The sequence below is a fragment of the Corynebacterium sp. LK2510 genome (assembly GCF_040946405.1).
Lineage (GTDB): Bacteria > Actinomycetota > Actinomycetes > Mycobacteriales > Mycobacteriaceae > Corynebacterium.
The window spans coordinates 1-17970 of record NZ_JAYWLR010000003.1 but is presented as its reverse complement, the minus strand read 5'-3'; the positions used below and the strand labels follow the sequence as shown (position 1 = coordinate 17970).

At 67.2% G+C, this 17970-nt stretch carries 20 protein-coding genes; 8 read left to right on the top strand and 12 right to left on the bottom strand.

Going from position 1 to position 17970, the window contains the following annotated elements:
• Positions 1–43 precede the first annotated feature (43 nt).
• Together VVR41_RS02980 and VVR41_RS02975 are read right to left on the bottom strand one after the other, a co-directional pair.
• A complete protein-coding gene (locus tag VVR41_RS02980) occupies positions 44–958 on the bottom strand; it encodes a DUF5926 family protein (protein ID WP_368523532.1) in 915 nt (304 codons plus the stop codon).
• A 50-nt stretch (positions 959–1008) separates the two neighbouring features.
• The gene (locus VVR41_RS02975) at positions 1009–1815 is read right to left on the bottom strand and encodes a glycerophosphodiester phosphodiesterase family protein (protein ID WP_368523531.1); all 807 of its coding nucleotides are present in this window, start codon (positions 1813–1815) and stop codon (positions 1009–1011) included.
• Between the two features lie 110 nt (positions 1816–1925).
• Between VVR41_RS02975 and VVR41_RS02970 the strand changes: the two genes are divergently transcribed.
• Positions 1926–3896: an alpha/beta-hydrolase family protein gene (locus VVR41_RS02970; RefSeq protein WP_368523530.1), complete on the top strand. Its 1971-nt coding sequence runs from the start codon at positions 1926–1928 to the stop codon at positions 3894–3896.
• On the opposite strand, the gene msrA is transcribed toward VVR41_RS02970, so the two are convergent.
• A complete protein-coding gene (gene msrA / locus VVR41_RS02965; RefSeq protein ID WP_321101566.1) occupies positions 3893–4534 on the bottom strand; it encodes a peptide-methionine (S)-S-oxide reductase MsrA in 642 nt (213 codons plus the stop codon). The genes VVR41_RS02970 and msrA overlap by 4 nt on opposite strands.
• A gap of 103 nt (positions 4535–4637) precedes the next feature.
• Here msrA and VVR41_RS02960 point away from each other — a divergent pair, with 103 nt between their 5' ends.
• The gene (locus VVR41_RS02960; RefSeq protein ID WP_368523529.1) at positions 4638–5240 is read left to right on the top strand and encodes a superoxide dismutase; all 603 of its coding nucleotides are present in this window, start codon (positions 4638–4640) and stop codon (positions 5238–5240) included.
• Positions 5241–5479: 239 nt separating this feature from the next.
• Complete coding sequence (locus tag VVR41_RS02955) at positions 5480–6619, top strand: MFS transporter (RefSeq protein ID WP_409338264.1); 1140 nt, start codon at positions 5480–5482, stop codon at positions 6617–6619.
• A 24-nt stretch (positions 6620–6643) separates the two neighbouring features.
• On the opposite strand, the gene VVR41_RS02950 is transcribed toward VVR41_RS02955, so the two are convergent.
• A complete protein-coding gene (locus VVR41_RS02950) occupies positions 6644–8140 on the bottom strand; it encodes a TM0106 family RecB-like putative nuclease (protein ID WP_368523527.1) in 1497 nt (498 codons plus the stop codon).
• 123 nt (positions 8141–8263) lie between these two features.
• Between VVR41_RS02950 and VVR41_RS02945 the strand changes: the two genes are divergently transcribed.
• A complete protein-coding gene (locus tag VVR41_RS02945) occupies positions 8264–8896 on the top strand; it encodes a DUF6474 family protein (protein ID WP_368523526.1) in 633 nt (210 codons plus the stop codon).
• Between the two features lie 9 nt (positions 8897–8905).
• Here the strand turns inward: VVR41_RS02945 and VVR41_RS02940 are convergent, their stop codons facing one another.
• Entirely contained in the window at positions 8906–9544 is a 639-nt protein-coding gene (locus VVR41_RS02940) for a response regulator transcription factor (protein WP_321101558.1), read from the bottom strand.
• A complete protein-coding gene (locus tag VVR41_RS02935) occupies positions 9541–10779 on the bottom strand; it encodes a sensor histidine kinase (protein WP_368523525.1) in 1239 nt (412 codons plus the stop codon). The genes VVR41_RS02940 and VVR41_RS02935 overlap by 4 nt, the downstream gene beginning before the upstream one ends.
• On the opposite strand from VVR41_RS02935, the gene VVR41_RS02930 reads away from it, so the two are divergent.
• Positions 10778–11362 carry a DUF2020 domain-containing protein gene (locus VVR41_RS02930; RefSeq protein ID WP_368523524.1) on the top strand — a complete coding sequence of 195 codons (585 nt, stop codon included), beginning with the start codon at positions 10778–10780 and terminating at the stop codon, positions 11360–11362. The genes VVR41_RS02935 and VVR41_RS02930 overlap by 2 nt on opposite strands.
• Positions 11359–12345 carry a TIGR00730 family Rossman fold protein gene (locus VVR41_RS02925; RefSeq protein WP_368523523.1) on the top strand — a complete coding sequence of 329 codons (987 nt, stop codon included), beginning with the start codon at positions 11359–11361 and terminating at the stop codon, positions 12343–12345. Before VVR41_RS02930 ends, VVR41_RS02925 begins: the two co-directional genes overlap by 4 nt.
• 19 nt (positions 12346–12364) lie before the next feature.
• Here VVR41_RS02925 and VVR41_RS02920 read toward each other — a convergent pair whose 3' ends face one another.
• Both VVR41_RS02920 and VVR41_RS02915 read right to left on the bottom strand, forming a co-directional pair.
• Positions 12365–12517 (bottom strand): hypothetical protein, encoded by a 153-nt coding sequence (locus VVR41_RS02920; protein ID WP_321101550.1) that lies wholly within the window; start codon positions 12515–12517, stop codon positions 12365–12367.
• Positions 12518–13321 (bottom strand): class E sortase, encoded by an 804-nt coding sequence (locus tag VVR41_RS02915; RefSeq protein WP_368523522.1) that lies wholly within the window; start codon positions 13319–13321, stop codon positions 12518–12520.
• A 63-nt stretch (positions 13322–13384) separates the two neighbouring features.
• Here VVR41_RS02915 and yidC point away from each other — a divergent pair, with 63 nt between their 5' ends.
• Positions 13385–14530: a membrane protein insertase YidC gene (gene yidC, locus VVR41_RS02910; protein WP_368523521.1), complete on the top strand. Its 1146-nt coding sequence runs from the start codon at positions 13385–13387 to the stop codon at positions 14528–14530.
• Here yidC and VVR41_RS02905 read toward each other — a convergent pair.
• The 4 genes from VVR41_RS02905 to VVR41_RS02890 all read right to left on the bottom strand — a co-directional run bounded on the left by VVR41_RS02905 (position 14527) and on the right by VVR41_RS02890 (position 16876).
• A complete protein-coding gene (locus tag VVR41_RS02905) occupies positions 14527–15165 on the bottom strand; it encodes a TetR/AcrR family transcriptional regulator (protein WP_368523520.1) in 639 nt (212 codons plus the stop codon). The genes yidC and VVR41_RS02905 overlap by 4 nt on opposite strands.
• A 166-nt stretch (positions 15166–15331) precedes the next feature.
• Complete coding sequence (locus VVR41_RS02900) at positions 15332–15601, bottom strand: GlsB/YeaQ/YmgE family stress response membrane protein (protein WP_321101544.1); 270 nt, start codon at positions 15599–15601, stop codon at positions 15332–15334.
• Between the two features lie 115 nt (positions 15602–15716).
• Complete coding sequence (locus VVR41_RS02895) at positions 15717–16610, bottom strand: universal stress protein (protein WP_368523519.1); 894 nt, start codon at positions 16608–16610, stop codon at positions 15717–15719.
• 119 nt (positions 16611–16729) lie between these two features.
• Entirely contained in the window at positions 16730–16876 is a 147-nt protein-coding gene (locus tag VVR41_RS02890; RefSeq protein WP_321101540.1) for a hypothetical protein, read from the bottom strand.
• A 20-nt stretch (positions 16877–16896) separates the two neighbouring features.
• Here VVR41_RS02890 and VVR41_RS02885 point away from each other — a divergent pair, with 20 nt between their 5' ends.
• Positions 16897–17871 (top strand): pseudouridine synthase, encoded by a 975-nt coding sequence (locus VVR41_RS02885; protein ID WP_368523518.1) that lies wholly within the window; start codon positions 16897–16899, stop codon positions 17869–17871.
• The last annotated feature ends 99 nt before the right edge of the window (positions 17872–17970 follow it).

Below are 17970 nucleotides of genomic sequence, written 5' to 3'. Positions count from 1 at the left end.
CGGGCGCTGGGGCGCTGTAGAGCGCTCTTAGAGCATTTGCCGCCTAGATGGTCACCTGGCGCGACTTGATGTTGTCCAACTGCTTGCGCTCGTCGGCGGTGAGTTGCGCGTCGTTGGAGTACTCCTGCTCGATCTCCTTGTTCAGCGCCACAACCGCCTCGGCGTAGGACGCAGGCTCGACCTCCGGGTCGAGGTCCCACACCGGCACGACCACGCCGTGGGTGCGGAACGCACCGGCGAGCTTGGTGCCCTCGCCGAGGTGCAGGTTGCCGCGGGCCGCGATGCGCGCCAGCGCGGACAGCACTTGGTTCTCGTTCTCCTCCGGGCGGACCCAGCGGATGTGGGCCTTGCCGCCGCCCGGGTTGACCCACCAGATGGAGCCGGGGACGTCGGCGTCGACGCGGGTGGAGGGGATCACAGCGTCGTTGGCGCGGGCGAGGGCCTGCTGAATGTCGGCCGGGATCTGTGCGCCGGCGGGGAACCACCAGGAGAAGTCGTTGTACTCGGTGATGGTGGGGGTCGCGGTGGCGCTGATAAGCGAGGCCAGCTCCGGCTGGTTGCCGTCGGCGACGGTGGACTGCAGCGTCTCGCCCGGCTTCGCGTTGACCACCCAGTTCAGGGCGTAGGCCAAGTCACGACCCGGGTTCTGGGAGTGGGAGGCGACCTGGAGCGCGACGAAGCGCTCGCCGCCCTCGGCCTCACCGCGCACGAGCGCCGCACCGGCGCCCGGCAGAACGGTCACGATGTTGACCTTCTCGCCTGCAACGTCGAGCTCGGCAACCGCCGAGGGCACGAACTCCTGCAGGGCGATGAGGTCGGCCTCGGCGGCGAGGCCGCCAAACGGGCGGGGGTCTTTTTGCAGAGCTTCGCGCTCAGCGGCGCGGGCGGCGAGCTTGGCCTGGCGGCGGCTCATGCCCTCGGGCAGGTTCTCCTGCGTGGTGCGGTTCTTCTTGGCCATGGCACCACATGCTACCGGACGCGGTTGCGACCCCCAGGCGCTGTAGCCTCCTACTCAGCGGCCTTCTTGCCAGCGCCGCCAGCACTTGCAAAGGTCTCCACCGCCAGGTGCGGCAGGTCGGTGGCCATCACGTCCACGCCGTGGTCGCGGCACCACAACATGTCCTTGGGCCCATTGACCGTCCAGGTGTACGTCTTGAGCCCCTTGAAGCCGATCAGCTCCCGGCGCGCCCGCAGGTGACTCAGCGCCGGGCCCACCCCGTGCGGGCGCGAGAGCATGCAGTTGTTCTTGTTCCACTTCCGCTCGCGCAGGCGGAACAGGTAAAAGGTCTCCAGCTCCGGGGCAAACTCGGTGAAGTAGCGCATCGCCCGGTGAGAAAACGAAATAAGGTGCACGCGCTCGGAGTCGCGCATACCGGCGTACGCCAAGGTGCGCAGGGTCTGCTCGTCGACCTCGGGGCCGTAGCGCGAGGGGTGCTTCGTCTCGATGTAGATGTGTTTGTCCGGGTGGTCCTGCATGAGCTCGAGCAGCTCCTCAAGCAGCATGACCTGCTGCGGGTTGTCTTTTGTGCCGACGTTGAGCGCGCGCATGTCGGCGAAGTCCAGCGCAGAGACGCGCCCGCGACCGTTGCAGGTGCGTCCGAGGACCGGATCGTGGAAGACAATCAGGCGGCCGTCGCGGGTGAGGCGCACGTCGCACTCGATGCCGTGGATGTCCATCTCGAGCGCCGCATCGAACGCCGCGCGCGTCAGCTCGGGGTAGAGGCCCGAGGCGCCGCGGTGGGCGACGATCTTGGGCGCCCGGGGTGCCTGCCCGCCATTGCTGTTGGTTGCGTTGCTGCCAAGCAGAGTCGTCACGGTTGCCAAACCTACAACCGTTCGCGGGGTTGCGCGACCGCTAGCGTCCGCGCGCTGTGGTGCGGCCGCATGCCCTGCGCACCAGCGCGGGTTTTGCCACAATAGGCCGCATGTTGTCGCTTGGCGGGCTTGCCCGTTTCATCGCCCGCGCCCGTAGCACCGTCTCGCTTCTCGACGCCACCCGGGCCCACACCGGCGGCCCCGCCGCCGTCGAGGCCGCCGTCGACACCGCGCGCAAGCGCTACAACTTCTCCAGCCACGGCCTGCTCACCATCCCGCTGACCGTGGTGGAGGTGTGGGCCGACCTCACTCCCCTGGTGCGCATGCGCGGCCTGCGCCGCCTGCCGGCGAACTTCGGGGCGGGCGTGCTCGGCGCCGAGGCGGCGACCTGGGGTGCGGTCTCCCCATCGCTGCTGCCGCATCGCTGGTGGGTTGTGGCCGCCAACGTGGCGATCTGCCAGGGTGTGGGCCACGCCGCCGGCGTGGCCGTGTCCAGGGTGCGCCGCATTGCCCTTGGAGGTGTTGGGCTGGCGGTTTCCCCGCGTGGAACCGGACGCGCTGCACGCACCGCAAGCACCCTTCTTCACCTCGGCATGAGTGCGGTGACCGTGAGCGCCTTCGTGCTGTCGCGGCGCCGCGGCAAACGTCAGGTCGAGCTGGTCGGCGTGGGTGAGTACCGGCTGCGTGGCTCACTGTTCGGCATCGCCGTGGGCACCTTCGGTTACGGCGCGCTGCTGGCCATCGGCGAAGCACTCCAAGTGATTATCGACCTACTCAACCTGCTGCTGGGAAAACGGCTGCCCAGCGTCACCTCGTGGCCGCTGGCTGTGATCGGCGGGGCCGGGGCAACGCTGCTATTCACCGACCGGGTGGTGCTGCGCAACATACTCTCGCGCGTCTACCGCAACGCCCAAGAGCTCGACCGAGAGTTCCTGCCCGGCGCGCCGCGCCCCCGCGAGCCGGAGCGCTCGGGATCGCCCGCGTCTTACGAGTCGTGGCAAAGCATCGGCCGCCAGGGCCGCGCGGTGGTCGCGGGCGGGCCGCGCACCCGCGACATCGAGCAGGTGCTCGGCATCCCCGGCCAGGGCGCAGAGCCGATCCGCATCTTCATCGGGCTGGGCAGGCAGCGCGGCCCGGAGGAGACGGTGCGCCAGGCAATGGCGGAGCTCGACCGCACCGACGCGTGGTCGCGTTCCCACCTCGCCGTCATGTCCGCCGCGGGCACGGGCTGGATCAACGACTTCCACACCTCGGGCTTCGAGTTCATCGGCCGCGGCGACACGGCCATCGTGGCGCTGCAGTACTCCTACCTCCCGTCGGCGTATTCCTACCTCGCCGACCACGAGTCGCCGGTGCGCTCGGCGCGCATGCTTATCGACGCCATCCGCGACCGCCTCGACGCCCTCCCCGCCACCCGACGGCCCAAGCTCTACATCGGCGGCGAGTCCCTGGGCGCCTACGGCGTTTCCGACGCCTTCGACAGCGTCGATGATCTCCTCGGCACCGTCTCCGGCGCCGTGTTGACCGGCACGCCCGGCTTCGCCCGCATCCACGACGAACTCACCCGCGGCCGCGACACGGGCAGCCCGCACCGCCTGCCGATTGTCGACGGCGGCCGCCACGCCCGTTTCTGCGCCCACCCGGACCACCTCGGCCACGACTACGCGGGCCGGCCGTACACCGCTGAGTGGGCCTCACCCCGCGTGGTGTTCGCCCAGCACGCCTCCGACCCGGTCGTGTGGTGGGACTGGTCCCTGGCGTGGCGCGCCCCCGACTGGCTGAAAGAGCCCGGCTCGCGCGGCGTTCCGGCCCCCGCAGCGCAGCGCCTCGACGTTCCCGACACCATGCGCTGGACGCCTTTCATCACCTTCTGGCAGGTCGCGATTGACCAGTTGTCCTCGCAAGACTGCCCGTCGCCCCACGGGCACAACTATCACGACGAGACGGTGTCCTACTGGGCGGCGGTGATGCGCTCAGACTTGGATGCGGCCACCCTGCACCGCATTAGCCTGTGGATCCACCGCGACGCCACGAAGCTGCGCCGGCCCGCGGTGATGACCCAGCGACGGTTCAACTACTAGATGCCGCAGGCGATGCCCGTGGAATGGTGCGGGCAGTAGCCGTTGGGCACCTTGTGCAGGTACTGCTGGTGCTCCTCCTCGGCCAGGTAGTACGACGCGCCGGAGGCGACCTCGGTGGTGATCGGCCCGTAGCCGGCCTGCTCAAGCTGGCGGCCGTACTCGGCGATCCAGCCGCTGATCTGCTCGGCCTCATCTTCCGTATCCACGTAGAAGGCGGAGCGGTACTGGGTGCCCACGTCATTGCCCTGGCGGAACCCCTGGGTCGGGTCGTGCGCCTCGAGGCCGGCGCGTACCAGTTCCTTCAGGCTGATCCGCTCCGGGTCGTACACCACCTCGACGAGCTCGACGTGGTTGGTCATGCCGGAGCAGACTTCCCGGTAGGTCGGGTTGGGCGTGATCCCGCCGCCGTAGCCGACCGAGGTTGATTCAACACCGTCCATCTGCCAGTACAGCTTCTCCACTCCCCAGAAACAGCCCAGGCCAACCAGCAGGCGCTTCTGCCCGGCGCGCCACGGCCCGGTGATCGGGGTGCCCAGCACCGCGTGCGGCTCCGGCCGGGTGAGAACGGGCTGGTCGCGGCCCGGGAGGGCCGAGGGGGCGTCGATAAGCTCTGGCGTGCGTCCAAAGAGAAAACCCATGCCCCTTAAACGGCCCGAGCCGAGAAAAGATTCCCTTGAAAGGGATTCGAAAGTGTCTACTATGGGGGCCGTAACAACAATTTCCACGAAAGGACGACCCATCATGGCTGTTTACGAGCTTCCCGAACTCGATTACGCTTACGACGCCCTCGAGCCGCACATCTCGGCCGAGATCATGGAGCTGCACCACAGCAAGCACCACGCCACCTACGTCAAGGGCGCAAACGCCGCCCTCGAGGCACTCGAGGCGGAGCGCAACGGCGAGGCCAACCCGGACAAGCTTCGCGCACTGTCCAAGAACCTCGCGTTCAACCTCGGTGGCCACACCAACCACTCCATCTTCTGGAAGAACATGGCACCGAACGCTGGCGGCACCCCGACCGGTGAGATTGCCGCCGCGATCGAGCGCGACTTCGACTCCTTTGAGAAGCTCCAGGCCCAGTTCGAGGGCGTGGCAACCTCCCTGCAGGGCTCCGGCTGGGCAGTCCTCGGTTACGACCACATCGCCGGCCGCCTCATCATCCAGCAGATGACCGACCAGCAGGGCAACATCTCCGTCGACTTCACCCCGCTGCTCATGCTCGACATGTGGGAGCACGCGTACTACCTGCAGTACAAGAACGTGAAGGCTGACTACGCCAAGGCCTTCTGGAACGTTGTGAACTGGGAGGACGTCAACGAGCGCCTCGCAGCAGCGTCTAAGTAACACCTCGCGCGCAGCGTCAATGGGTGGGGCTCCCGGTTGCCGGGGTCCCCACCCATTTTTCGTCCCAGAACAAGCTTTTCGACGCCACGCCGCCGACTACACTCTGGGACTTTGAGGACGCCTCGGGTGTCTCGGGGGTCTCGGGGAGCAAAGCACAACGCAAACGACGTCGTACGAAGGAGCGTTAGGCAGTGAAAATCCGGTCGGGAACAGCGGAGTTCAAGCGGGCGCAGCTCGCCATGCTCGCCGTGGGCTTGGCCATCTTCAACTCGCTGTACTCCACCCAGGCACTTCTGCCCACACTCACCTCCGAGCTCGGCATCCCGCCGGTGACCTCCGCGCTGACGGTGTCGGCGGCCACCGGAGCGCTGGCCTTGTTCGTCATCCCCTTTTCCATCCTCTCGGAGAAGTACGGCCGAGGCCGGATCATTCTGATCTCCGCCCTCGCCGCCTCAGCGGTGGGACTATGCCTGCCGCTGTGCCAGACCGCGGGCCAGCTCATCGCCCTGCGTGCGGTCCAAGGCGCGCTCATCGCGGGCACCCCCGCCGTAGCCATGGCGTGGCTGTCGGAGGAACTCGACGAGTCTGACCTGCCGGGGGCGATGGGTCTCTACATCGCCGGAACTTCGATCGGCGGTCTCACCGGCCGCCTCATCCCCGCCGCCGTGCTCGAGTTCGCATCGTGGCGCTGGGCGCTTCTGGCCACCTCCGCCTTCGCCCTCGCACTCTCCCTGGCCGTGGCGGTGCTGCTGCCCCAGCAACGCAACTTCACCCCCAAGGACAGCATCCGGCCGGGCAGCGAAATCCACGCCGTGGTGCGCCACCTGCGCAACCCCCGATTGATTGCGCTGTACGCGGCCGCGTTCGTCTCCATGGGCGTGTTTGTCTCGCTGTACAACTACTTCGGCTACCGCGCCATCGAGCACTTCGGACTGCCGCCCGCTCTGGCCGGGCTCGTGTTCGTCATGTACCTCTCCGGCACCTTCTCCTCGGCGCGGGCGGGCGTCTACGTCACGCGCTTCGGTCGCGGGCCGGTCGTCGTGGCCGCCGCAGCACTCATGCTTCTCGGCGTGCTCGTGGCGATCAGCCCCGCGCTCTGGCTCGCCCTAGCCGGCATGCTGCTGTTTACCGCCAGCTTCTTCGCCCTGCACTCCGCCGCGTCCGGGTGGGTCGGGCGCATCGCCGATCGCGACCGCGCCGAGGCGTCGTCGCTGTATGTGTTCTGCTACTACATGGGCTCGTCCGTGCTCGGCGCGGCAACCGGCGCGGCCTTCGGGTCGCTGCCGTGGGCCGGCTTCATCGCCGTCCTCGCCGGGCTGTTAGCCCTGCTGGTCGGTATCGCCGCAGCGCTTGCCGCCGCCGAGCGGCGCCGCAGCTAGAGCAACTCATGCAACCGCGCCCGGTCACAGGTCGGGCACGCCCGGCGCGCCGGCGGCGAGGAACTCGCGCACAGCACGCGTGCCCCGGCAATCGTCCTCGTTGTAGCGCAGCAGCATCTCGCGCGCCTGGGCGTCGCCACGCCGCGCCGCAAGGCGCAGGGCGACGGAGCGCTCCCCGTCGACGTCCTCGTCCTCCCAGGTGAAACCCGCCACCGGCCCGAGCACCTTGAGCCCCAGCCCGTCGGTGCCAACGAGGTGGCGCCGCGCGTAGGCGAAGACGTCAATCCACTCATCGGAAACGATGAAGCGCTGGACCTCAGCGAGCTCCACCGCGCCGAAACGCTTCGCCGAAGACGTCAGCCAGTGGTTCTCCCCGCCCGCCGCGTAGCAGTAGGCGGCAAACGTCTTGCCCTCGGCGTGCGCCTGGTCGCGCATACCCATCAGCCAGGACCAGAACGCGGCGAAGTTCGCCTCCTCCGCGGCCGCGCCGACCTCCTCCCAGGTGACAAAGGCGTGGTAGGCCTCGCCATCGAACGCGCCCCAAAGGTAGGCGCCCTGGTCGAGATAGGCCTCCATGTCCACGTCGACCTCCACGTCCGCCCGCGGCACGGGCGCCGCCCCGCGCCGGCGCAGCACCGGGACGCCCTCGCGCCAGGCTTCGGCGATGCGGGAGGGCTCGCCCAGGTTGGCGTCGATAAGCCCTGCGACCGTGTCAATGCCGCGCTCCCTAAAGGAGTCGGCGCGCCCGCCGGGGAAAACCAGCGAAATGTCGTCCGCCGCGGTCAGCTGCGACTCGCACAGCGGCCAGAACCGGCAGGAGGCGCACTGCTTCAGGCGGCGCGGCGCCTCCGGGATCGGCTGGGCGAGAGCGTCGCGCAGCGGGGCGACGTAGCGCGTGGATTCGACGAGGTAGGCGCGGGTGCGGTCCTGGCCGATGAGCGCTCCCCACCCATCGGACGCCGCGCCGAGCAACAAATGCGCCAGCGCGAGCCGGTAGCCGTCGACGGTATGGTGCCGCGCCCGTGCCGCCACAGCGATCGGGGCGCCGAGGCTCAGCCTGCCGGTGGGGATGAACCGCATGCGCGGCTCGCCGTCGTGGGCGCGCGCGACACGGTGGTTGGAGATCATCACCGGCATGTACGTCGACGTCGCACCACGGCGGGCGAGGACGTCGACCTCCGCGACCACCTCCACACCGTCGACGGTGCCGGTGAGCACGGCGTTGGTGATCAGGTCCGCGCCGCGCGCCATCGCCGCGCGGGTGGCGGTAACGGATTCCGCGGGGCGGGCGGGGTCGAGGTCGACGCGGGTGAAGCGGCGCGCGGAGCCGTCGCCAAGCGCGCGCTTAACGGGCAGGTTGTCAAAGACAGCCGCCCGGGCCGCGTCCACCTGGGGTTGGCGCAGCAGCGCCTCGGGCGGCTCCGGCACCTCAGGGTGGGTGCGGCGCTGCCGAAGCCGGTAACGGCACCCGACGAGGTCGGACGCGCGCACCGCACACGATTTATTCTCACTCCAGCTCACAGCGCCCCCAAGCCTATCGCCTCCATCCAGGTAAAGTGGAGCCCCTGGTAGTAGTTCCGGGCACAGCTTTCGGGCACCGCCTTCGGGACACAACAAAACTCACACCTCGAGGAGAGGACAGCAATGGGAATCTTCAACACCATCCGCAAGTACCGCGCCGCGACGAAGGCAGAGATTAAGGCCGCGCAAGCCCGCGCCCGCCAGGCGGCGAAGGCGCAGGCGAAGAACGACCGCCGCACCGCCGAGCTCCTCGACAAGGCGGAGAAGCGCCTGCTCAACGCCGAGAAGAAGGGCCTCAAGCGCAAGCGCAAGCACGAGCGCAAGCTCGCCGAGGCACATCTGAAGCGCATCGAGGAGTCCGGCCTGACCAAGAAGAAGGCGAAGAACCTTCTCGGCGGCGCCCGCATCCTCATTCCCGTGCTGGCTCCGCTGGCGTACCGCGCACTGACCTCGTACCAGCAGCAGCGGATCCAGAACCGCGCAAACTCCTTGGGTCTGACCACCCAGGACCTCGCCCGTTACTCCGGCCGCGGAGCGGAACTCAAGGCCCGCATCGACGCGATCCGCGACAACGCGGCCCACAACGACGAGCTCAGCGACAGCTACCGCAAGGACCTCGACGTCCGCCTCGACGAGCTCGAACTGACCGTGAGCAACGCCGAGCACATGAACCCGGAGCAGCAGCGCCTGGCCCACAACTCGCTCGACCGCGAGGCTGACCAGCTCACCATCGAGATCCAGGAAAAGTCCCGCTAGCGCGACTCGTTAGAGAACTCCCTGCTCCCGCGCCGAGGCCACCGCTGAGGTGCGGGAGCGCACGCCGAGCTTGTCGTAGATGTGCACGAGGTGCGACTTCACCGTCGCCTCGGACAGCATGAGCTCCTGACCGATCTCCCGGTTGGACGAGCCCTGCGCCACCAGCTGCAGCACCTCCAACTCACGCGGGGTGAGTGAGGACCGTGGTGCGCGGTCGCGGTTGTCCAGCCGGTCCTTAACCACCGGGCTCATCGCGGTGTCGCCCTTCGCGCACGAGCGCACCGCCTCCAGCAGCTCCTCTGGCGGGGCGTCCTTGAGCAGGTAGCCGACCGCGCCCGACTCAATCGCGCCGAGAATGTCGGCGTCGGTGTCGTAGTTGGTCACCACCAAAACGCGCGGCGGGTGGTCCATGGTGCGGCGGATCTCCGCCGTCGCCTCGGCGCCCGTGGTCACGCGAGCACCCTGCGGCCCCGCGCCGAAGCGCAGATCCATGAGGATGACGTCGATGCCGCCGGCCTGCGCCGTCGAGATCGCGCCTTCCGCAGTTGCGACTTCGCCGACGACGATGATGTCCTCGGCCTCCTCCAACACGGCGCGCAAGCCGAGGCGGACAATCTCGTGGTCGTCTGCAAGCAAAACCCGAATCATGCGATGTCCTCCTTTTGGTTGATAGTACCGGGCACCGCTACGGACACCGCCGTCGGCCCGCCGGGGGCGGATTCCACGACGAGCTCCCCGCCGAGCTCCCGAGCACGCGTGCGCATCGCGTCCAGCCCGAGGTGGCCCATCCCCGTGGGTGTGTCGCGCTGCGCCGCAACATCGAAACCGACGCCGTTGTCCACGACATCGAGGCGCACCTCGCCCGCACCGTAGGTCAGCGTCACCCGCACCTTGGTGGCCTGCGCGTGCTTCACCGCGTTCGACACCGCCCCCTGCGCGATGCGCAGCAGCCCAGCCTCGGTGCGCATGGGCAGTTGCGCGGCCTCGCCGTCGGTGGCGACCTCGATGTCCATCTCGCCGGCCGTCGCAAAGTCCGACGCGATGCGGCCGAGGGCCTCGCTTAGCGACGTCTCCTTCAACGCCGCCGGGGTCAACGCCGCAATGATCGCCCTGGTCTCCGCCAGGCTGTTCGACGCCGCCCGGCGCGCCGTCTCCATCCGCCGCGTCGGTGCCGCGAGCTGCGCCTCGCTCAGCCCCGTGGCGGCCAGATCGCGCTCCGCGGCGTGCAGCAGCATTTGGATGCTGGACAAGCCCTGCGCCACCGTGTCGTGGATCTCGTGGGCGAGGCGCTCGCGTTCCTGGGCCACGCCCGCCTCGCGCTCGGTCTCGAGTAGCTGGACGCGGGTGGCCATGAGCTCGTCGATAAGCCTCTCCCTGTCCTTGCTCACGCGCGCGATCGTGGTGAAGGCGTAGTTCGTGGCCACCACCACCAGCGCGGAGAGCACCGGACCGACCACGCCGCCGATGCTTAAGCCCCCGGGCCACTGGATGCCGACGGAAATACCCAGGCCGAGCGCGACCCAGGTGTAGCCGATCCAGTCGTTGAACGCGCGCAGGTAGACGAAGAAGAGGATAAACACCCAGTACAGCGCAATGGCGGTGACCAGAGAATCCGCGATCCACACGCCGGTGAGCACCATCAGCCACGTCGAACGCCCGACCCGGCCCCAGCGGTGCATCTCCACGATCCCGTAGAACAGCAGAAACGAGAACACAGAGACGAGCGTCAGGTGCAGCAGCGCGTAGTCCAGCGGCAGGCGCAGCATCGCCACCAGCGAGATGACCAGCAGCGACACGCTCAGCACAGTGATGCCGGTGTCGAGCGCCTTGTTGTCCGGCACGTCCGTCGACGGTTCACGCAACACCGCTAGTCTTGTGCTCATGCGTCTTACCCTACCGACCGCTCTGGCCGCCCTTGCCGCGTCTGCCCTGCTGGCCGGCTGCTCCTCGGACCCGGCCGGCCAGGTGCCCACCGAACCCGCAACGCCCGCTGCGGCACCTGCCGCCCTGGACGGGGGCCTGCCCCTCGACGCGGTCCCGGCGACCGACCGCGCCTCCTTCGAGGAGTGCCCCTACCTGGACACGCAGTGGGTGGCCGAGACCAACGGCCAACGCGTCACCGGCGTGGGCACCGATGCGCGCTTCGACACCCCGGCCTGCCAGTTCTGGTCCTACCCGGAGGAACCGCAGCTGACCGTGGTGGTGCGCCACATGTCCAGTGCCGATGAGGCGATGGCGGTGGTGGACTGGGCCGCGCCCATCAACGACACCGAGCCTGCCGACGAGCCCGCCGGATGGAACGGCGGGCGCGCCGGCGGCGGGACGGTGCCCGGCCCGAACGGGACCACGGGCGCGGTGTACTCGGTGGCCAAGGGCCCGGTAGTGGTCACCGTGTGGAGCAACCAGCAAGAATCGATCAAGGCCCAAGCCGTGGCCGAGATGGCGATCGCCAACCTGGGACTGTGACCGGGCCAGTGGTCATCCACGTCGCCGCCGTCGTCCTGCGTGACCGCGACGGCGGTGTCCTATGCGTGCGCAAGGCATCCAGCCCGCGGTTCCAGCTGCCCGGCGGGAAACTCGACCCCGGGGAGACACCCCTCGATGCCGCAGTGCGCGAAGTCCGCGAGGAAATCGGGGTGCAGATCAACCCCGGCGACCTCGAAGCCGTTGGCACTTTCACCGCCGATGCCTCCAACGAGCCGGGTCACCTCGTGACGGCGACGGTGTTCACCCACCGCGGCCCCGACGGCCCCGACAGCCCCAGCGGCGCCCCGCGCGCCTGCGCCGAGATCGCGGAGCTGGCCTGGGTCGATCCGGCGGATCCCGCGGGCGTCGCGCTCGCCCCGCTGCTTCGCGAGGCCGTCTTCCCCGCGCTGCTGCCCCGGCGGGTGCGCGCCATCGCCGTCTACGCCGGCGCCAACCCCGGCACGAACCCGGCCAACCTCTCCCTCGCCGACGCGTTCGGCGCAGCCCTTGCCACGCGCGGAATCGGGCTCGTCTACGGAGGCAGCCGCCTCGGCGTCATGGGCCGGGTCGCGCAGGCGACCGTCAGCGCCGGCGGGCAGGCCACCGGCGTGCTCACCACGCACCTGGCCAACTACGAGCTCAAGTTCGAGCACCTCACCGCACTCGAGGTCGTCGAGACCATGGCTGAGCGCAAGACCAGGATGAGCGCGCTGAGCGACGCAATCGTCGCCCTGCCCGGCGGTGCAGGCACCCTCGACGAGTTGCTCGAGGAGTGGACGAGCCAGCAGCTCGGCTTGCATCGCAAACCCATCGGGCTGCTCGGCACGTCCTTCTGGGCACCGTTCATGACGATGGTCGAGCACATGGTGGCGGAGGGTTTTATCCGCCCAGCGGACCGCGACGCACTCGTGTGCTCCGACGACCCCGACGCGCTTATCGACGCCCTCGCAAGCTGGACGCCGCCGCCTCCGCGCTGGGGTTAGCGCCTTCCTTGCGCCTTGCCTACACGGCGACGTCGTTGTACGGCATGAACGTCGCCACCCACGGGAAGACAACCTCCATGAGTAGGAAGAAGATCCCCACCAGGAGGGCAAGGGTGATCAGAGTCTTGACCGCCGTGCCGCCCGGCAACGAGCGCCAGAAAAGCGAATACATTTAGCTCACCTCCGTCATTGCGGCTGGAATGCCAGCCGGTTTGTCCACGGCCTCGGTCTGCACGGCGTGGACGATCATGCGCTCCGCGTTGGAGAACTGCGGGTGGCACGTGGTCAGGGTGATCATGCCCTCGAGCCCCTCGGCGACCTCAACCATGTCCGTCTCCGGCACCGGGTTGATCACGCTCACATCGTTCGGCGTGGTGATGTGCCGGCCGAGCACGTGCGCGTAGTCGCCGCCCGTCACGCGCTGCGCCGCCTCGCCGCCGATGCACGGCGCGATCTCCTGCGCGCGCTGGGCGGGATCCGTCGTCATCGGCAGCACCCGGTAGGTCACCCACTGGCGTTGGGTCTCCACCACGATTGCGTCACACGCGGCGAGGCGGCCGAGGTCGTTGAACGGCGCGCCCTTGCCCACGCGGTGGCCGGCGACGGCGAAGTTGCCCGGCTCGCCCGGTAGTTGGGTGTCGGGGTAGCGGCCCGGGCCGGCGAGCAACGCCTGTTCGTCCACGCCCTCGATGATGGCGAATTGGTAGTCGGAGCCAAAGGCGGGGATGTACATGCGCGCGAAGGCGTCGCCAAGCTCGGGCGTCGATGCCACGCGGGGGTTGACCCACTGTTGCTCCAGCTGGGTCTGCGCCGTCTCCTGCAGCTTTTGCGACTTCACGTTGGTCCAAAACGACTCGTAGTAGGCAAACAGCAGTAAAAGGACGCCGACGGTCAGAAGGATCTCGCCGAACACTTCACCAGCGGTGATGCGTCGGGGCGTGCGTGCCGGGACGGTTTCGGGCGAGGTCGAACTCATGGCCTAACATTAACCCAGCATCTGGCCATATCAACTCCCGAGGTGAAAAGTGGTGGTCCGCGCATGATAGAGGCCTTCGTCTACCCCGTGTCCGCAGTATTGAAGCTGTGGCACTGGCTGCTGGCTTCGGTCCTCGACGTCTCCAGCTCCACTGCGTGGGTTGCCTCCGTGATCCTGCTGGTGGTCACCGTGCGCGCGTTGATCTCACCGCTGACGTGGATGAGCTACAAGACGAGCCGGTTGACCGTGGTCATGCGCCCCAAGCTCGCCGCGGTCCAGGAGCGCTACGGCAGCGACACCACCCCCGAGGGCGTGCGCATGCATGAACAGGAAACACGCCGGATTCACAAGGAGCACCGCTATAACCCATTTGCCGGTTGTGGCCCCGCCTTGTTGCAGGTGCCGTTCTTCCTCGGTCTCTACCGCCTGTTGCTCTGGATGGCCGTGCCTGAACGCGCCCAGGGCCACACCACCGGCGTGCTCACGCCCGCCGATGTCGCCTCGTTCCAGGAAGCGTCCTTCCTTGGGGTTCCGCTGCCCGCCTACGTATCGATGACGCCAGAGCAGTTCGACCACTTGGGCACCACGCTTGACGACGTCCGCTCGCTCGCCATCCCCATGATCCTCAGCGCCGTCGTCTTCACCACGTTCAACCTGGTCCTCTCCCAGTTGCGCACCCGTTCCACCTTGGAGTGGGACAACCCCGGCGCCCGGCGGGTCTACCGCATAATCTGGATTATCGTCCCGTTCGTTCCCCTCATGATCGGCATGGCGGGGCTGACGGGCCTGGTGCCCGTTGCGCTGCTGCTCTACTGGTTCATGGGCAACCTCTGGACCCTCGGCCTGACCATCTTTTTGTGGTGGCTGGTGGTCAAAAGGCTGCCGCTTGACGACGACACCCGCGCCCACATCACCACCTCCAGGGAGACGAACCGGACGGAGAAATCCGAGCGACGCGCCGCCAAGCGCTCCCGGCGCCGGCGCCGCCTGGGGTCACTCGCCCACCCGTCCACGCTGCTTGCCGTCAACCGCGAGCTTGCCGCCGAGAAGGCCGATGCCAAGCGGCAGCGTCGCGAAGCCAAGGCAGAGAAGAAGGAGCTTGCCCGCCAGCGCGGGAAGGCGAAGAAGGAGGCCTCGCGCCTCCAACGCGAAGCGGCCAAGCGGCGGCGTGCGGAAAAGCAGGCTCAGGAAAAGGACGCAAACTCCTAGATGGAGTAGTCGGCCGGTGGCTCGCCGAGGAGCTGCGCGGCGAGCTCACGCGCGGTGATCAACGGCGTCGCGGAGCGTTCGAAGCGCGCGCCGGCGAGGCCGCCATCGAGGAAGATCAGCAGCTGGCTCGCCTCGCTGGAGGAGTCGTAGCCGTTTTTGCGGCGCAGCAGCTCGGCCAGCGTGGAGTGCATCCATTCGCGATGCTTGCGGCAGGTGGCCACGATGCGCTCTTCCGACTCGGTCTCGGGGCGCGGGTACTCGCTGGCGGCGTTGAAGAAGGGGCTACCGCGGAAATCCTTGGCCGGCTCCTCATCGATAGCCATGTCGAAGAACGCGAGGATCTGTGCGTCCACCTCATCGGTTTCGGAGACCCGCTCCTCCCAGCGCTGCCGGTATTCCTCGTCCAGGCGCTCAAGGTAGGCGATGACGAGGTTGTCCTTGGATCCCAGCAGGGAGTACAGCGAGGCCTTCGCCACATCGGCTTCGCGCAGGATGCGGTCGATACCGATGACGCGGATGCCTTCTTCGGTGAACAGCTTCGTGGCGGCGTCGAGAAGCCTCTGCCGTGGGCTCGGCCGGTTGCGACGACGCGCGGGTGCAGCTTTTTTCGACGCGCTGGCGCTGGAGTTAGCCACCCAGGATCATCTCCTTCGATGCAGACACGGGGACGGACCGGATATGAAACCGGCTAGTAAACAACTTAGACAAACCGGTTCGTATGTACCAGTTTCGGTTGGTTTGCCGAGTTCAGGGCACAAAAAATCCCCGGTGCGAGCACCGGGGATAATTCTGTTCTCTGGCCTAGCGGCGACGAGAGGTGACTGCGTTGACGATCCACAGCAGGATAACCGCACCCAGGAGGCAGGTCAGGAAGCTGAAGATCATGCCGCCGCCGGCGACGTCAACACCGAAGAGGCTAAGCAGGAAGCCGCCGAGGAGGCCGCCGATGATACCAACGATGATGTTGGCGATGATGCCCATGGAGGCATCGCGGTTCATAACCATGGATGCGATCCAGCCGGCGATGCCGCCGATGATGATCCAACCGAGGAAACCGAGGGTGGGGGTCATGATGTAATTCCCTTCACGAATATTTTTTGCGGACAGGACCATTGTTCCGCAGTCCTAAGTATCTGTCGACTACAGCCACACCTCATTTGTGTAACAGGTGGCTAACAGTTGCTTCTTAGTGTTCGGGGCGAACCACCATCATGGGGCATGGTGCCGCCTGCAGCAGAGCGCGAGAGGTGGAACCGAGGAGCATTCCCTTGAATCCGCCGCGGCCATGCGAGCCCGTGACCAGCAGCTGGGCTCCCTCGGCGGCCTCGATCAACGAGTTCACCGGGCGATCGCGCGCGATGATGGTCGTGACCTTGACGTCCGGGTGGGCCTCCTGGTGGGGGCGCAGCACCTCGGCCAACTTGGTGGCCTTCTCGCGTTGCACCTCGTGCCAGTAGTCCTCAGTGATGGCGTAGCCTGCGCCCGGGCCCTGCACCTGCGTGTCGATCCAAGTGTGGACGGCGATCAGCTCCGCGCCGCGAGCAGCTGCCTCATCAAAGGCGATTGCGGTAGCGCGGTCCGACACTTCGGAACCGTCCACACCGACGACAACGGGGCCGTACTTGTTGGCTTCGTTGACCAGGTTGTCCTCGCGCACGACGACGACAGGGCACTCGGCGTGAGATACCACCGCGCCGGAGACCGAGCCGAGCACCATGCCTGAGAGGCCACCCAGGCCGCGGGAGCCCATGACGATCATGGTGGCGTCCTTGGACATCTCCAGCAGCATGTCGATGGGAGAGCCCTCGGCGACGGCGTGGCCGATCATCAAGTCCGGCGCGACGCTCAGGGCGATCTCGCGGGCGTCATCGATGGTGGCGATGCTTTCGCGCTGGAGGTCGTCGAAAAGCTCTTGCGGGGGAACCATTCCCTCGGCGTAGAGGAACTGCGGCATTGTGTAGCTCGAGGCCAGCCGCAGCGGGATGCCTCGTTTCATCGCGGTGTTGGCCGCCCAACGCACGGCGTTGTCCGAGGCTGCGCTGCCGTCAACGGCGACGACGACAATATCTTCGCGAGTCATTGTTGCACCTTCCCGACTGGAGTGTTTCTCCAATCACAAAACGAGGCTCACTGTGTACAGTTCCACTGTAGCGCGGTGAGCCTCGTCGGGGGTTGTCCGGTACGGACTAGTGAGGATTCTTAATTCGGGATCTCAATCGGTCGGGCTGCGTCCGCATTAGCCGGGTAAAGCACCGCGTAGATTGCGCGCGCGATGTCCGCGATGATGGCGCCGATGCCCTCGGAGAAGAACGTGATCATGGGTTCAAGAATTGCTGCAAGGTCCATGGGCATAGACTCTACACGTCATGGCGCGCAAGAAAACGAGAAAAGCTTCTCCCCTTCCACCGCGGGGCGGACTCGGTGCTAGCCGGGTACGACTCCCCGGATCAGAGCCGGTCACGGCGTGGGAATTCGTCTCTCGAGTCATCGCGGAGCAGCGCTACCGCGATCCGCTTGACGACGCCGCCGCGCTCCACGAGCGCTTCACCCGCGGCGAGGTCGTGCTTCGCGACGCCACACCTCTCGCCCCCGACTCCGTCATCGAGCCCGGGACTGATGTCTACTTCTACCGCCGTCCCGCGCCCGAGGCACCCGTGCCTTTCGAGATCGAAACCGTCTACGAGGATGACGCCATCCTGGTGGTGCGCAAGCCGCCGTTCCTGGCCACCATGCCTCGCGCTGCCCACATCACTGAGACCGCGACAGTACGGTTGCGCCGGGCCACCGGCAACGAGGAACTCACTCCGGCCCACCGCCTCGATCGCCTCACATCGGGACTATTGCTCCTGACCAAGCGACAGGAGCTCCGCGGGGCCTACCAAGAGCTCTTTGCTCGCCGGGAGGTACGGAAACTCTACGAAGCGATCGCCCCGGACATCGGGATTAAAGCGCCCACTGTGTGGCGCCACCATATTCTCAAAGAACACGGCGAGATCGCATCGCGCATTGTTGAGCGTGCAGAGCCAAACGCCGAGACACTGTTGCGCGATGTGCAGCGTCTCGAGACGCTTGATGGCGCTGATGGGCCGGTTTCGCGTTATCTCCTTGAGCCACATACGGGTCGTACACACCAGCTTCGAGTTCAGATGATGGCCGCCGGCGCACCCATTATTGGCGACAACATCTATCCGGTCATCCACCCGTTCGGCGAAGAAGATTTCGACCGTCCACTACTTTTGGCCTCAGTGGGGCTGGAGTTCACCGACCCGATCAGTGGCGTCCAGCGATGCTTCACCACGCCGGGGATCTCCGGGCTCGACTACGAGTGGCCGTCGAAGTAGGAAGCCGTCTGTCCTGCATGGATAGCCGGCGAATATTTGGGCTGGGTATGAGGAAAAGGCCCTAGTTCACGCGATTTTCGTGAACTAAGGCCTTCGTCC